General features: G+C 73.0%; 10 protein-coding genes. 6 read left to right on the forward strand and 4 right to left on the reverse strand.

Features of this window, described 5'->3' with window-relative positions; all coding sequences use genetic code 11:
• Positions 1 to 26: 26 nt before the first annotated feature.
• Positions 27 to 1,472, reverse strand: coding sequence for a helix-turn-helix domain-containing protein (locus tag ACH4F6_RS15375; RefSeq protein WP_397960633.1), 1,446 nt, complete (start codon positions 1,470 to 1,472; stop codon positions 27 to 29).
• Positions 1,473 to 1,728: 256 nt separating this feature from the next.
• Between ACH4F6_RS15375 and ACH4F6_RS15380 the strand changes: the two genes are divergently transcribed.
• Positions 1,729 to 1,956, forward strand: a complete 228-nt coding sequence (locus ACH4F6_RS15380) for a hypothetical protein (protein ID WP_397960634.1) — start codon at positions 1,729 to 1,731, stop codon at positions 1,954 to 1,956.
• Positions 1,957 to 2,233: 277 nt separating this feature from the next.
• Here ACH4F6_RS15380 and ACH4F6_RS15385 read toward each other — a convergent pair whose 3' ends face one another.
• Positions 2,234 to 5,425, reverse strand: coding sequence for an AfsR/SARP family transcriptional regulator (locus tag ACH4F6_RS15385; protein WP_397960635.1), 3,192 nt, complete (start codon positions 5,423 to 5,425; stop codon positions 2,234 to 2,236).
• Positions 5,426 to 5,714: 289 nt separating this feature from the next.
• Here ACH4F6_RS15385 and ACH4F6_RS15390 point away from each other — a divergent pair, with 289 nt between their 5' ends.
• Positions 5,715 to 6,125, forward strand: a complete 411-nt coding sequence (locus ACH4F6_RS15390; protein ID WP_397960636.1) for a nuclear transport factor 2 family protein — start codon at positions 5,715 to 5,717, stop codon at positions 6,123 to 6,125.
• Here ACH4F6_RS15390 and ACH4F6_RS15395 read toward each other — a convergent pair.
• Complete coding sequence (locus ACH4F6_RS15395; protein WP_397960637.1) at positions 6,106 to 6,579, reverse strand: alpha/beta fold hydrolase; 474 nt, start codon at positions 6,577 to 6,579, stop codon at positions 6,106 to 6,108. The two genes, ACH4F6_RS15390 and ACH4F6_RS15395, sit on opposite strands and share 20 nt — an antisense overlap.
• Complete coding sequence (locus ACH4F6_RS15400) at positions 6,576 to 6,878, reverse strand: alpha/beta fold hydrolase (RefSeq protein ID WP_397960638.1); 303 nt, start codon at positions 6,876 to 6,878, stop codon at positions 6,576 to 6,578. The genes ACH4F6_RS15395 and ACH4F6_RS15400 overlap by 4 nt, the downstream gene beginning before the upstream one ends.
• 293 nt (positions 6,879 to 7,171) lie before the next feature.
• Between ACH4F6_RS15400 and ACH4F6_RS15405 the strand changes: the two genes are divergently transcribed.
• The 4 genes from ACH4F6_RS15405 to ACH4F6_RS15420 all read left to right on the forward strand — a co-directional run bounded on the left by ACH4F6_RS15405 (position 7,172) and on the right by ACH4F6_RS15420 (position 13,108).
• Positions 7,172 to 7,864: a TetR family transcriptional regulator gene (locus ACH4F6_RS15405; RefSeq protein ID WP_397960639.1), complete on the forward strand. Its 693-nt coding sequence runs from the start codon at positions 7,172 to 7,174 to the stop codon at positions 7,862 to 7,864.
• Positions 7,865 to 8,012: 148 nt separating this feature from the next.
• On the forward strand, positions 8,013 to 9,611 hold the full coding sequence (locus ACH4F6_RS15410; protein ID WP_397960738.1) for an MDR family MFS transporter: 1,599 nt from the start codon (positions 8,013 to 8,015) through the stop codon (positions 9,609 to 9,611).
• 433 nt (positions 9,612 to 10,044) lie between these two features.
• Positions 10,045 to 10,623, forward strand: coding sequence for a hypothetical protein (locus tag ACH4F6_RS15415; RefSeq protein WP_397960640.1), 579 nt, complete (start codon positions 10,045 to 10,047; stop codon positions 10,621 to 10,623).
• Between the two features lie 730 nt (positions 10,624 to 11,353).
• Positions 11,354 to 13,108: a CocE/NonD family hydrolase gene (locus ACH4F6_RS15420; RefSeq protein WP_397960641.1), complete on the forward strand. Its 1,755-nt coding sequence runs from the start codon at positions 11,354 to 11,356 to the stop codon at positions 13,106 to 13,108.
• Positions 13,109 to 13,184: the final 76 nt, after the last annotated feature.

Genomic DNA, 13,184 nt, shown 5'->3' on the forward strand with positions numbered 1-13,184 from the left:
TTCCGGCCGGGCCGGACGGAGCACCGTCACAGGGCCGAAGACTGGTGAAACCCATCGAATACCGGGGCCGCGGGCCGCAGCGGCAGTTCCTCCGGCACTCCGGGAGCAGATGCGCGGACGGAGCGGAGCCGAGGACCGGCGCCGCGCCACACCACCGTCACCAGGCCCAGCACCAGGAAGCGCGACCGGCCCGGCCGGTGGCTCGGCCGTACGACGCCGCGCAGCAGCAGGTCACGCACGAGCCGACCGCACTCGGGCAGGGTGCGCCCGGTCAGCGCCATCACGTCCTCCAGCCCGAAATCGCCGTCGCCGCGGCACACTTCGTCGAGCAGGGTGAGCTGGCCGGCATCCAGCCCGTGCAGTCCGCGCTCCAGGCAGGCGCGCAGCCGGGCGCCCTCGCCGGCGTCGGTGAAGTGGTCGAGCAGGACGGCGGGATCGTGCGCGAGGCAGTCCCGCAGCGTCTCCACGTCGTACACCACCAGCCATCCGGCGGCGGCGCGCAGCGCCAGCGGAAGCCCGTCGAGGCGGCGGCAGATGTCGGCGACGGGACCCGCCGTCCGCCCGTCGAGAACGAACTCGGGCCGCACCCGGCGGGCATGGAAGAGGAACAGCTGTACGGCGGTGACCTGCGCGAGGTCTTCCGGCTCGGCCGTCAGCAGCTCCTGCGTGGTGCCGTCCGGCGCCGTGAGGGGGGTCAGCAGGAACGCACGCTCACCCGGCGTGTCCCAGGGACGGTCGCACGTGACCAGCAGACGCAGCCCGGGGCACTCCCGCAACAGCCGGGCCAGACGCCCCTCGTGCGGCCGCTGCGCGATCACGCCGTCGATCACGAGGACCGCGGGCCGGTCGCCGATCAGCTCCAGGAAGGGTGCGGGATCGTCGTCCGCCGTGCCGAACAGATACCGCACGAGCGCTTCCACGCAGCCCGCGAACTCCTCCGCGTCCCGGTCGGCCCGGTACTCGGCCGGCGCGCCGGGCCAGGCGTACCAGAGCACGGGCAGCCCCGCCTCGCCGTGCAGGCGCGCCGCCACCTCCAGGGCCAGCCGGGTCTTGCCGACACCGCTCAAGCCCACCAGGTTGACCAGGCGTTCGGTGCCGCGGGCGAGCTCGTCGGTGACCACCGCCGTCTCCGCGCCCCGCCCGAACAGGACGTTCGCGGCCCGCGGGGGAGCCGGCGGCGCGGCCGTCAACCGCTCGTGCAGCGCCGTCGCGCGGCGGCCCTGCCGCGCCGCCGACTCCAGGTCCGCACGGGCTCTCGGGCCGAGCCGGAGCCCGTCGGCTATCAGCCGTATCGTGTCGCTGCGCGGCCGGGTGGCGCGCCCCTGCTCCAGGTCCCGGATGGCGCGGACACTGATCGTGGACAGATCGGCCAGCTCGCGCTGGGTCAGCCCGATGCGCAGGCGGTGCCGGCGCATCAGGGCTCCCAACTGCGGCGGGAGATCGGCGGTGTCCGGTGCGGCGCTCGTGGTCATGTCTCGTTCCCTCTCCCTGGCGGGCGTCGGCGAGGCCCGGCGGTCGACCCGGCCTCACACCCCATCTTTCGCAGGCCGCTATCCGCGTGACATCACCGTGCGGTCGGCACCGGGTCGGCGCACTGTCCGGGGACAGCCGGCGGTGATAGCGCCGGGATAGGGGCAGGGACGGTGCCGGAATTTCGCCGGTTCCTAGGTTGAGGACATCGCAGCGAACGGAACTGCGAAGCCCAGGACCGACGAAGGGACGCTCCCGATGCGTATCGCCCAGGCTCTCCGGATCGCCGTCGCCACCACCGCTCTGACCGGCACCGTGCTGCTCGGCGCGCAGATCGCCCACGCCGACGCCTCCGGCACGCCCTCGCAGACCGGCGTCGCCCGGACCACCGGGACCACCGGCGCCGGCGGCGTCACGGAGCCGGCCGACGCCACGCAGGCCAGCCCGACGCCCACCCCCTCGAACGGCAACAACCCCTGGGACTGACCGTCCCTCTCTCGGTGAGCAGGAGTGAGCCGTGGACCCCGACCTGTGTGTCCGGCGCCTCCCGGACGATCGTGGAGCCACCGGTCGCCCGCGTCGGGCGGCACGCGGCCCGGTGCGTGCTCCGGGAACACCGGGGCGGAGCCGCTCACGTCCCCGGGTGGGCCGCGTCCGGTCCGGACGGTCCGATGCCCGCGACCCTCGCTCCGGTCGTCGCGGCGCCCGAAGGCGCGACCCGAGGCGCTTCGCGCCGGTAGGTCTCGAAGCACACCTGCGACGCTCAGCCGCCGGCCGGACCGTCCTTGGGGAGGACGGATGACCGACCGAAGGGAGTCTTCGGCAGCGGCAGGACCGGCGAGGGTGTGGCGAACGGCGCCTCCGTGAACACCGCGGAGGGCGACAGCCGCACCGACGGCCGTACGGCGGGCGCCTCCACGGCCGCCCCCAACAACTGCTCCGCCTCGCGCAGTTCGCGGGACATGCCCCGGTCCCGGAACGTCACCATCGCCGACTCCAGCAGGTCCGCCGTGGCCCGCCACCCACCGGCCCCGTGGCCCAGCCGCGCGAGGTCCAGGCGTACGACGGCCGCACCGCCGGCGTCCATGATCTGCTCCCGCACCGCGAGCGCCCGCTCCAGCAGGGCGCGGGCCTGGTCCACCCGGCCCATGCGCGCGTGTGCCTCGCCCAGGTCACGCAGCAGGTGTCCCTCGCCGATGACGTCCCCGCTGTCCCGCACCATCTGCAGCACCTCGCTGAACGCGTGCGCCGCCTGCTCGTACTGGCCCCGCTGGACCAGGACCTGGCCGACCCGCCGCAACGCGCGGGCCTGCCCGCCGGCGTAGCCGACCGAGCGGAACACCTCCAGCGCCTCCTCCAACTGGGCGTGCGCCGCCGCGGTCCGGCCCCGGCGCATCCAGATGTGCGCGCGCTGGGTCAGGACGATCGCCCGGCCCACGACGTCGCCGCCGCGGTCGAAGTCGCGCAGCGCCTGCTCGTAGAGGTTCAGGGCCTGATCGTCGTCGCCCTGGAAACGCGCGAGCAGCGCCAGGTCCCGGTGGCACAGGGCCCGGCCGCTCACGTCGCCCAGCCGGTCGAACAGGTCCAGCGCAGAGGTGAGCGAGGCGCGGCTGTGCGCGGCCTGGCGTCGGCTGAGGTGGAGGGTGCCCAGTGAGGTGAGCAGCGCCGCGGTGCCCCGTAGGTTGCCGGCCCGCCGGGCCGCCTCCAGCGCCACGGTGTGGGTGCGTTCCCACTGGTCGAGGTAACCGCGTGCCTCGAAGAGGGTCACCAGCGTCGTCGCCAGGTCCCAGGCCAGCTCGTCCATCCCCTCACGGGCGGCGTGCTCCACGGCGTGGCACAGGTTGGCCTGCTCCCGGTCCATCCACTCCAGGGGATCGGTGAGCAGGGCGTCGACGTACGCGGCCGGGGGGTGCCAGCGGGGCGCCCGCCCGTGCAGCACCGTGTAGTCGCCGCCGTAGACCTTGCTGTGCGCCAGCTCGGCCAGCGCCAGCCAGCCGCCCAGCATCCGCTCGACCGCGGCCGACTTCTCCTGCTCGTCCCCGTGGGCGACGAGCAGTTCACGGGCGAAGACCCTGATGATCTCGTGGAACCGGTAGCGGAACTCCCCGGTGTGCTCCACCCCGACGACGTCCAGCATCTGCACGTCGACGAGGGGCTCCAGCAGGTCGGACGGGTAGGGGCGGCGGTCGTCGAGCAGAGCGCCCGCCACCCAGCCCGGCAGGGCCGGACCGTGGGCGAGGCTGAGCAGGCGCAGCAGGCGCTGGTCGGTCGTGGCGAGGCCGTCGTGGGTGAGGGAGAGACTGGCCCGCATGGTCATCTCGCCGTGCGCCAGCTCGTCGAGCCGGTTCCGCTCGTTGGCCAGCCGGTGCACCATCGATGCCAGCGACCAGTGCGGCCGCGCGGCCAGCCGGGCCGCCACGATCCGCAGCGCGAGCGGCAGCCCGCCCACCGTGCGCACCAGGGCGTCGGCCGCCTCCGGCTCGTCGGCGACCCGCTCGTGGCCGATGATCCGGCCGAGCAGCTCCTGCGCCTGGTCCCCGTTCAGCACGTCGAGTTCGATGCGGCGGGCGCCCGGGACGCCGGTGATCCGGGTGCGGCTCGTCACGATCACCGCACACGTGCCGGTGCCGGGAAGGAGGGGACGGATCTGGCTCTCGTTCGCGGCGTCGTCGAGGACCACCAGGACCCGGCGGGTGGCCAGCAGGGTCCGGTACATCTCGGCCCGCTCGTCGACGGAATCCGGGATCACCGGACCGGGAATCCCCAGGGCCCGCAGGAACCGGCCGAGCGCGTCCCGGGCCGAGGTCGGCACCAGGCCGACTCCGCGCAGGTCGCAGTAGAGCTGGCCGTCGGGGAAGTGCTCCGCGCTGAGCCGGTGGGCCACATGGGTGGCGAAGGTGCTCTTGCCGATGCCGGGTTTGCCGATGATCACCGCGATGCCGACCGCGCTGCGGGTGCCGCCGTCGGCCAGCAGCGCGGTGACGGATCCGATGACGGCCTCGTCGCCGACGAAGTCGGCCGTGTCCGCCGGTAACTGGTGCGGGACCGGGTCGCGGTGCGGCGCGGAGGGGGCCGGGGGGTCGGCCGCCTCGTCGTCCTCGTCGTCCGCTTCGGGCGGGGCGGGGCGGGACGGGCCGGCGGGTCTTCGGAGGGCTTCCGGAGCCGCCCTGAGCGAGAGGTCGCCCGTGAGGATCGCCGACTCCAGCCGCTTCAGTTCCTCGCCGGGCTCCAGACCCAGCTCCTCCAGCAGCAGGGCTCGCGCGGTGCGGTACGCCTCCAGCGCCTCCGCCTGCCGGCCCGAACGGTACAGGGCGACCATGAGATGGCCGCGCAGCCGCTCGCGCAGCGGGTGCTCATGGACCAGGCGGCTGATCTCGCCCACCAGCCGATGGTGCCGGCCGAGATCGAGTTCCAGTTGCAGATACGTTTCTACAGCGGTCAGCCGCTCCTCGTCCAACTGCAGGGCACGCCCGCGCAGCGCCTCGCTGGGAACCCCGTCCAGACAGGGACCGCGCCACAGGGACACCGCCGATCGCAGCAGGTCCGTGGCCTCGGCGGCGCGCCCCTCGCGGACGAGCCCGTGGGCCTGCGCCACCCGGTTGCCGAACAGCCGTACGTCCAGGAGGTGGGCCGGCACGTTGATGGCGTACCCCGGAGCCCGGGTGGTGATCGGGGCCGTCACGTCGGCGTCCGCGATGGTCTTGCGCAGGCGCGACACGCAGATCTGCACCTGGGTGCGGGCGGTGTCCGGCGGGTTGTCGCCCCAGATCGCGTCGACCAGTTGGTCCGTGCCCACGACGCGGTCCGAGTCCAGCAGGAGCGCGGCGAGGACGATCTCCTGGCGTCCGGGCGGAATCCGCACGTCCCCGCGACGCCCCCGCACCTCGACCGGGCCCAGGATGTTGAACACCGTCTGCTGTGACTCGGACCGGTCCGGGACCAACGAATCGATCATGTGTCTCCCAGCTCTGACAGCGCACGAGGACCGTAGCCGCGTAGACATCGACATGGAGCTAATGTCGGGAATTCACGGGTCGTCCATGTCGGGCCACAGTTTCACCGACCGGGCGTCCCCTTGTCCATGGCGCCCGTGATTTCACCGACAGCAGCTTGTTGCAAGGGAGTGGTGAGGGACTGCGGAAGCGACGCGGACGCGTGATAGTGACGCGATAACGCGCCGATGCGCTGTCGGAGCAGGGTGGGGGAGGACTCGCGGGCGGGCCGCGGGAAGGGAAGTGAACAGCATGACCACGCGCGACACGGCCGGTGGTTCGGTCAGCGGAGCCGTGACGGCGGCCGGCGTCGACCACGTGCGGCTCTCCTACCACTACCTGGACACCGGTGACATCGACGGCTACGCCTCCCTGCTCGCCGACGACGTCCACGTCGCACGTCCCGACGCTCCGCACCGCACCGGCCGGGAGGCGGTGCTGAGGCTGCATCAGGACGCGATCATCGGACCCGGCACGCACCACATCGACGACATCGTCGCCGACGGCCACAGCGTGGTGGTGACCGGACGCCTCACGCCGCTGACCCCCGCCGGCGCGGACGGCGGGTCCGGCGACCTGGAGTTCGTGGACTGGTTCACGCTGTCGGACGACAGCATGCTGCGCGGCTACCGCCGCTACTACTTCACCGCGCCGGGACCCTGACCGCCACGCCGGCCGCGCTCACGGGGCCGCCGCCGGCGGCCGTCGTACCGCTCGCCCCGGCCGTCACGCGCCGTGACGTGCCGTGACGTGCCGGGGGCGTCGGCGTCAACGGGGCCTTCCCCGCCGCGTCTTCCCACGGGACGGGGGTCACCAGGAAACCGCCGATCTCGTGGGCGACGCGCCGCGGGGCGTCCTCCATGAGGAAGTGCCCGGCGTCGGGTACGACGACGAGGTCGGCGCCGGGGATGTCGCCGCTGAGCCGCTCGGCGTAGTGGAGGGGCTGCCACCGGTCGCGCTCACCCCAGAGGGTGCGGACCGGCACGGCCAGGGAGCCGAGTTTGTCGCTGATCTCCTCGGTGTACTTCGAGTCGTAGTGGCGCACCTGGTGCTCGAAGAAGGAGACGCGTCCGGGCGCCCCCCCGGTGCGGCGCCGGACAGGACCGCAGGACGTCACCCGTCGTGGGCGACGATGTCGGCGCTGTCGAGCCCCAGCGCGTCGAGGACGCCCCCCAGGAGGTCCGTCTGGGCGGCGACCGACGTGTCGCGGTCGACCGGGCGTTCGGACAGCCCGTATCCCAGCAGGTCGTAGACGACGGTCCGGTGGCCGGCCTCCTCGATGCGCGGTACGACCTCACGCCACTCGTAGGAACGCGAGGGCGTGCCGTGCAGGAAGACCACGGGCTCGCCCCGGCCGCGGTCACGGTGGGCGAGGCGCACTCCGTCGACGACGAGATGACCGGTCGGTGACGTCATGATGCTGCTCCCAGCTCCCAGCTCCCAGCTCCTGGTGACGGGGCGTCGGCCGACGGCCGCGAGCCCGGTGCCTCTCTCCCGGGCTGCTCCGTGCAGGTACCGCGGCTGCGGCTCCGTAACCCCTACTGGGTAGAACGGTCTAGCCAGAGCGCATGGGTGTTCCGCGGTTCGTCGGCCTCGTGACGGTGACCGGCGCGCTCCTCGCCGGCCTGGGGACCCGGCCGGGGCGCTGACGCCGGGGCGGCGGAACGCGCGGTTTTTGCACGGTCTGCATTTTTGCGTACCATGCACGCATGGCAGAGGGGGCGCCCGCCCGGAGCGGGCTCAGAGAACGCAAGAAGAAGGCGACCCGTGCCGCCCTGGTGGAAGCGGCCGTACGCCTGGCGGGGGAGCACGGGGTCGAGAACGTCACCGTCGACGCGATCAGCGCGGCGGCCGGGGTGTCCACGCGTACGTTCTTCAACTACTTCGACTCCCGCGACGAAGTCTTCGTCATGATCGGCGCGGACTCCGGCGTCCGCGTCCGCCACGCCGTCCTCGCCGCCCCCGCCGGACTCTCCCCCCTGGAAGCGCTGCGCGAGGCCCTGGCCGCAGAGCTGGAAGAGGTCGAGCAGCAGCAGGAACTGTGGCGACTGCACGCGGAAGTCCTCGGCAAGAACCCCCCGTTGCTCGCACGGACCCTCGGGGCCCACATGAGCGACGAACTCCTCCTCGCCGAGACGATCGCCGAGCGCATCGGCGCGGGCTCGCCGCTCTTCGCCCAGGCCCCCCCCGCCCACGCATCGCCGGAGGAACAGGACCGCAGGCGCGCCCTGGCCCTGTACCCCCGCCTCCTGGCCGCCGTCGGCAGCACCGCCGTCCGCGTCGCGGTCGAGCACTGGTGCGTGCGGCAGGCCGAGGTGACCTTCGCCGACGTCTTCCGGGAGGCGTTCGAGCACCTCGCCGCGGGTTTCCCCGAACCCCCCGTTCAGGACGACGGACGCTGAAGCGGACGACCCCGTCCGGTCCGTCCGTCGAACGGATTCCCCTGGAGCACCGTCACCCGCTCACGCGCGGGCGGTCCTCCGACCAACGAACCCCGAGAAGGATGCTGTGAACTCAACAGTGGCGCCGGTCGAGGCGTCCCCGACCTCCATGTCGGACCGGCAGATACTCCAGGCCATGTCCGGGCTGATGGCGGGGATGTTCGTCTCCATCCTGGCCGGCACCGTGGTCGCCAACGCCCTGCCCCGGATCATCGCCGACCTCGGCGCCAGCCAGTCCTCGTACACCTGGGTCGTCACCGCCGAACTGCTCGCCATGACGGCGACCGTGCCGCTGTGGGGCAAGCTCGCCGACCTCTACAACCAGAAGCTGCTCCTCCAGATCTCCCTGGGTCTGTTCGTGGTCGGCTCGCTGCTGGCCGGGTTCTCCCACGAGGTCGGCCTGCTGATCTTCAGCCGTGTCGCCCAGGGCATCGGCGCCGGCGGCCTGACCGCCCTCGCCCAGGTCGTGATGGCGGCGATCATCCCACCGCGCAGGCTCGGCAAGTACGCCGGCGTGTTCGGTGCCGTCTTCGCCGTCGGCACCGTGGCCGGACCGCTCATCGGCGGCGTCCTCGTCGACACCTCGTGGCTGGGCTGGCGCTGGTGCTTCTTCATCGGCGTCCCGTTCGCCCTCCTCGCCATCGTCCTGCTCCAGCGCACCCTGAAGCTGCCCACCCTCCGCCGCGAAGCGAAGATCGACTACCTGGGCGCCTTCCTCATCGTCGCCGGCGTCTGCGCGCTCCTCATCTGGGTCTCGCTGGCCGGCAACAGCTTCGACTGGGCCTCCTGGCAGACCGCGGCCCTGACCGGCGGCGGACTGGTCCTCCTCGCCGCCGCCGTCCTCGTCGAGTCCCGGGTGCCCGAGCCGGTCATCCCGCTCGGCATCTTCCGCAACCGCACGGTGACGCTCACCACCGTCGCCAGCCTCTTCGTCGGCCTGGCCATGTTCGGCGGCACCGTCTTCCTCTCCCAGTACTTCCAGATCTCGCTCGGCAAGTCCCCGACGGTCGCCGGCCTGATGAGCCTGCCCATGATCCTCGGACTCCTGGTCTCCTCCACCGTCGCCGGGCAGATCATCAGCAGGACCGGCCGCTGGAAGGCGTACCTCATCGCCGGCGGCGTCCTGATGACCGCCGGTCTCGGTCTCCTCTCCACGATCGGCGCCGACACCCACTTCGGCCTGCTCAGCCTCTACATGGCCGTCATGGGCATCGGCGTCGGCATGCTCATGCAGAACCTGGTGCTGGCCGCACAGAACGACGTGGCCGCCTCCGAACTGGGTGCCGCCACCTCCGTCCTGTCCTTCTTCCGCAGCCTCGGCGGCACCATCGGCACCAGCGTGCTCGGCGCGATCCTCGCCAGCCGCGTGGCCACGGAGATGAGCAAGGGCCTTCAGGGGGCCGGCGTACCCACCGACGGAGGCGCGGCCGGACACGGCGCGGTGCCGGACATGACGGCCCTGCCCGCCCCGGTCCGCGAGATCGTGGAGCACGCCTACGGCGTCGCCACCGGCGAGCTCTTCCTCGTCGCCACCCCCTTCGCGCTCCTGGCGGTGATCGCGGTCCTGTTCGTCAAGGAGAAGCCGCTGAAGACCACCAGCGGCATGGAACGCCTCGCCGAGGAGTCCGGTGCCGCCGGGCGGACCGACGGGAGCGGGGCGCCCTCCGCGACCGCCGGCGCCCCGGCCGCGTCCGCCGAGAAGGGCTGACGGCCCCGGGCGGCGGGTGTCCGCGTACGGCCCGCCGCCCGGGACCGGTCGATGAACACGATCGGCCTATGGCCACCGCAAGCGCACAGGGGCGTTCCGCCGAACAGGATCCGCTCCTCGCGCCCCGCCCACCGCTCGATCTCGAGCGGTGGGCGGGGCGTTCTGCTGACGGTCCGGTCCCGTAGCTGCCGGGCGCTCCGGAGGCCGCGTCGCACACCAGCGCGACGGTCGCCTCGGGCGAGCAGTCCGGGGCGCGCGCGTCGAGGACGGCGGTCTCGGCGGCGACGTCGCCCCACCCGGCCCGGCGGGTCGCATCACCCCAGTGGAGCACCCTGTCCGGGTCAGTTGTGGTGGCGGCGTGAAAGGGGTCCGGTGAGAGTGGGGGAGTGCTCGATGTTCCCGTCGGCTCATCCCCTCCCGAAGGAGCGCTCTCGTGTCCGAACGCAACACATGGATCCGCAGTCTGCACGATCTGGGCCTGGCAGCATGGTTCGGCGGATCGCTGATGGGCGCGGTCGGTCTGAACGGCGCGGCCAAGGACGAAGGCGAGACGGACCTGGCCACAGCGCGCATCTCCTCGTCGGGCTGGGCGAAGTGGGCACCGGTCAACGCCGCCGCCATCGGCGCGCACCTGTTCGGCGGCGGCGGGCTGCTCGCCGTGAACGCCCACCGGGTCGCCGCGCAGCAGGGCGTGGCCGCCTCCACCGTGGCCAAGACCGCCGTCACCGCCGCGGCCCTGGTCGCCACCGCTTACGCCCGCGTCCTGGGCAAGAAGATCGAGCTGGCCTCCTCTTCCGACCCGCAGGACGCCGAGAAGGCGCAGCAGCACCCCATCGACACCGACAAGGCCCGGCGGCAGCTGGCCTGCGCGCAGTGGGCGGTGCCGGCTCTGACCGGATGCCTGGTGGTCCTCAACGCCCTGCACGGTGAGCAGCAGCGCCCCGAGCAGCAGCTGCCCGGCGTGTGGGAGCGGACGCGCCCGGCCACCCCTTTCCTCATGCACAGGTCGTGAAACGCCGGCGGACCGCCCCCGTCGGGTGAGGCGCGGCGCATCCACCGCCGGTGAGGCCGGCGGAAGCCGGAGGCGGCGACGACGGGAGCGTGCGCGGACCCGAGGGCCGGGAAGCCCGTGACCGGGCACCGCGCGTCACCGATGCAGGAGGAGCCGCCGCCGTGAGCGGCCGGCACCGGCCCCACCGCAGCCGATGCCTTCCGGCAGGCCCTCGTCGCACAGAGCGCCGCCCGACGCTTCCGCCTGCCGGCGGGTGAGCGGGGCGGGCGGCCCTCCACAGATCACACGATGGCGTATTCCACGCCGGCGCGGGTGAAGGGTGACACCCCGCCCGGAAGGCCATGACCTGGGGGAGGTCCCCCACGGACGTACCTGCCGGAGCGCGTCCTCGCCGGTGCGGCCGTGACGGCCGCCGCCGGTGCGACTGCCACGGGAAACCCGCTCCGGGCCCGCAGGCAGGACGGGCGCAAAGGCGGGGCCCGGCCGCGGGACCGGACATCTCACCAGGCGCCGTCCAGCAAGGACGCGTTCCACGGGCAGAACCGTGCCGCAGGAAGCGGCGACCGTCTCTGCCCTCACTGCCGGGAGAGCGGCGGACCACCGTCAGCGCGCCGCGCGTCGCACCCCTTCCGGCCCCAGACGTCGGCGCGGGCCCGGACGGTACGCCGTCCGCGGCAGACAGCGCCGGCCTGTCCCGACCGAAGACACGAACGGAAAGGCGGATCACCGGATGACAAGCGGATTCAACGAGGAACTCGGAAGCGGCGAGGCGCCCTGGGCGCTGATGTCCGCCGTGGCGGACCTCGCCGACAGCGGCAGGCGTTCCGCGGAGGACCTGCCCGATGCCCAGACGGCGTTCGTTCCGCTGGACGAGGTCCGGCTGGCCGCGCTGCGGCAGGCGCTGCGCACCGGGGACACCGCCGTGCTGCCCGAGGACCTGGCGGCACAGGTGGAGCAGGTGCGCGCCCGGGGATACGAGGAGGTGCGGATCCCCGGTGCGGACGGCGACGAGCTCGACGGCGCACTGTGGACGCACCCGGACGACGCGCCGCGTCCGGCGCTGGTGATGCCCTCCCCGTGGGTGAACCAGGGGTGGACCGCGTACACCGGCATCGCCGCCCGGTTCCAGGAGTGGGGCTACCACGTGCTGGCCTACACCACGCGCGGCTTCGGGGACTCCGACGGGCTGGTGGAGACGGCCGGCGACAAGGACATCACGGACGCCGGCAAGGCGGTGGACCACCTGCTGGCGCGCCTGGGCGAGCGGGTGACGAAGGTGGGGTTCCTGGGCGAGTCCTACGGGTCCGGCATCAGCCAGATGGCCGCCGCCGCCGACCGCCGCGTGGCAGCCGTGGCAGCGCTCAGCACATGGGGCGACATGGGCGCGGCCTTCTACGAGAACGGCACCCGGCACCTGGCCTCCATCAGCGCGCTGAAGTCCTCGCCGACCCCCGGACGCCTGTCTCCCGACACGGAGAAGATGTTCGACGCCCTGCTGAACGGCGGGGACGTGGGCGAACCGCTCGACTGGGCCGTCCCGCGCTCCCCGGCCAGCCACGTCGAAGCCCTCAACGACCGTGGGGTTCCCGTCTTCTACGTCCAGGCCTGGCACGAGACGATCTTCCCGGTCAACCAGGCCCTGCAGCTGTTCCGCAGCCTGACCGGGCCCAAGCGCCTGTACCTGGGGATCGGCGACCACACCTCGCCCGAACTGCTGTGCCTGAGCGGCGTACCGGGCGACCCGATCCTCGAAGGCCTGCGCCGTTGGTTCGACCGGTACCTGAAGGACGAGGACAACGGCGTCGAGAACGAACCGCGGATCACCAGCGAGGTCATGCACACCCGCGTGCGCCACACCTACTCCGACTGGGAGGATTTCGCCGGCCGGGCACAGCGGCTGTACCTGGGCGCGCCGGAGGCCGGGGGCAGACGCGGACTCCTGGGTACGGGCCGGCCGCCGAGCTGGGGCCTGTCCCTGCAGGCGGGCGGACCGAGCACGCCGGCCAGGGCGGCGGACGCGGTGATCATCAGCGGACTGCTGGAGCGGTTCGTGCTGCCCAAGCGGTACCTCACCCACACCTTCGACCAGGGCGCGGCCCAGCAGCACGTGGGCATCTGGACCACCGGCCCGGCAGACCCCGGCGGCATCCGGCTGCGCGGCACGCCCCGGCTGAGCCTGAACATGGCTTCCTCCACCGGCATGGCCACGGTCGTGGCCTACCTGTTCGCCGTGGACCCCCTCGGCGGCGGGTACATCATCAGCCATGCCCCCTTCACCCACCGTGACGGGCGGGCGGGCACCCCCGTCACCGCCGGGTTCGACCTGCAGAGCGCCGACTTCTTCCTCCCCGCGGGGTGGCGCCTCATGCTCGCCGTCGACACCCACGACCCCTTCTACGACAGCGCCAACGAATCCGGCACCGTCATCACCCTGACCACCGAGGACAGCCAGGCCAGCTACCTCGACCTGCCCGTCGCCCCCTGAGGATCGGGGAACCGGTCCTCCGGTCCCGCGCCGACGGCCCGCAGCCGACCGGCGAGGGCGGGCTGCCGCGGCGGCT

The sequence above is a fragment of the Streptomyces sp. NPDC017936 genome (genome assembly GCF_044328485.1).
Lineage (GTDB): Bacteria > Actinomycetota > Actinomycetes > Streptomycetales > Streptomycetaceae > Streptomyces.

Excerpts from the sequence above, each read along its gene's own strand:
- ACH4F6_RS15375 (WP_397960633.1), bottom strand. The coding sequence starts at position 1,472 with ATGACCACGAGCGCCGCACCGGACACCGCCGATCTCCCGCCGCAGTTG.
- ACH4F6_RS15380 (WP_397960634.1), top strand. The coding sequence starts at position 1,729 with ATGCGTATCGCCCAGGCTCTCCGGATCGCCGTCGCCACCACCGCTCTG.
- ACH4F6_RS15385 (WP_397960635.1), bottom strand. The coding sequence starts at position 5,425 with ATGATCGATTCGTTGGTCCCGGACCGGTCCGAGTCACAGCAGACGGTG.
- ACH4F6_RS15390 (WP_397960636.1), top strand. The coding sequence starts at position 5,715 with ATGACCACGCGCGACACGGCCGGTGGTTCGGTCAGCGGAGCCGTGACG.
- ACH4F6_RS15400 (WP_397960638.1), bottom strand. The coding sequence starts at position 6,878 with ATGACGTCACCGACCGGTCATCTCGTCGTCGACGGAGTGCGCCTCGCC.
- ACH4F6_RS15405 (WP_397960639.1), top strand. The coding sequence starts at position 7,172 with ATGGCAGAGGGGGCGCCCGCCCGGAGCGGGCTCAGAGAACGCAAGAAG.
- ACH4F6_RS15410 (WP_397960738.1), top strand. The coding sequence starts at position 8,013 with ATGTCGGACCGGCAGATACTCCAGGCCATGTCCGGGCTGATGGCGGGG.
- ACH4F6_RS15420 (WP_397960641.1), top strand. The coding sequence starts at position 11,354 with ATGACAAGCGGATTCAACGAGGAACTCGGAAGCGGCGAGGCGCCCTGG.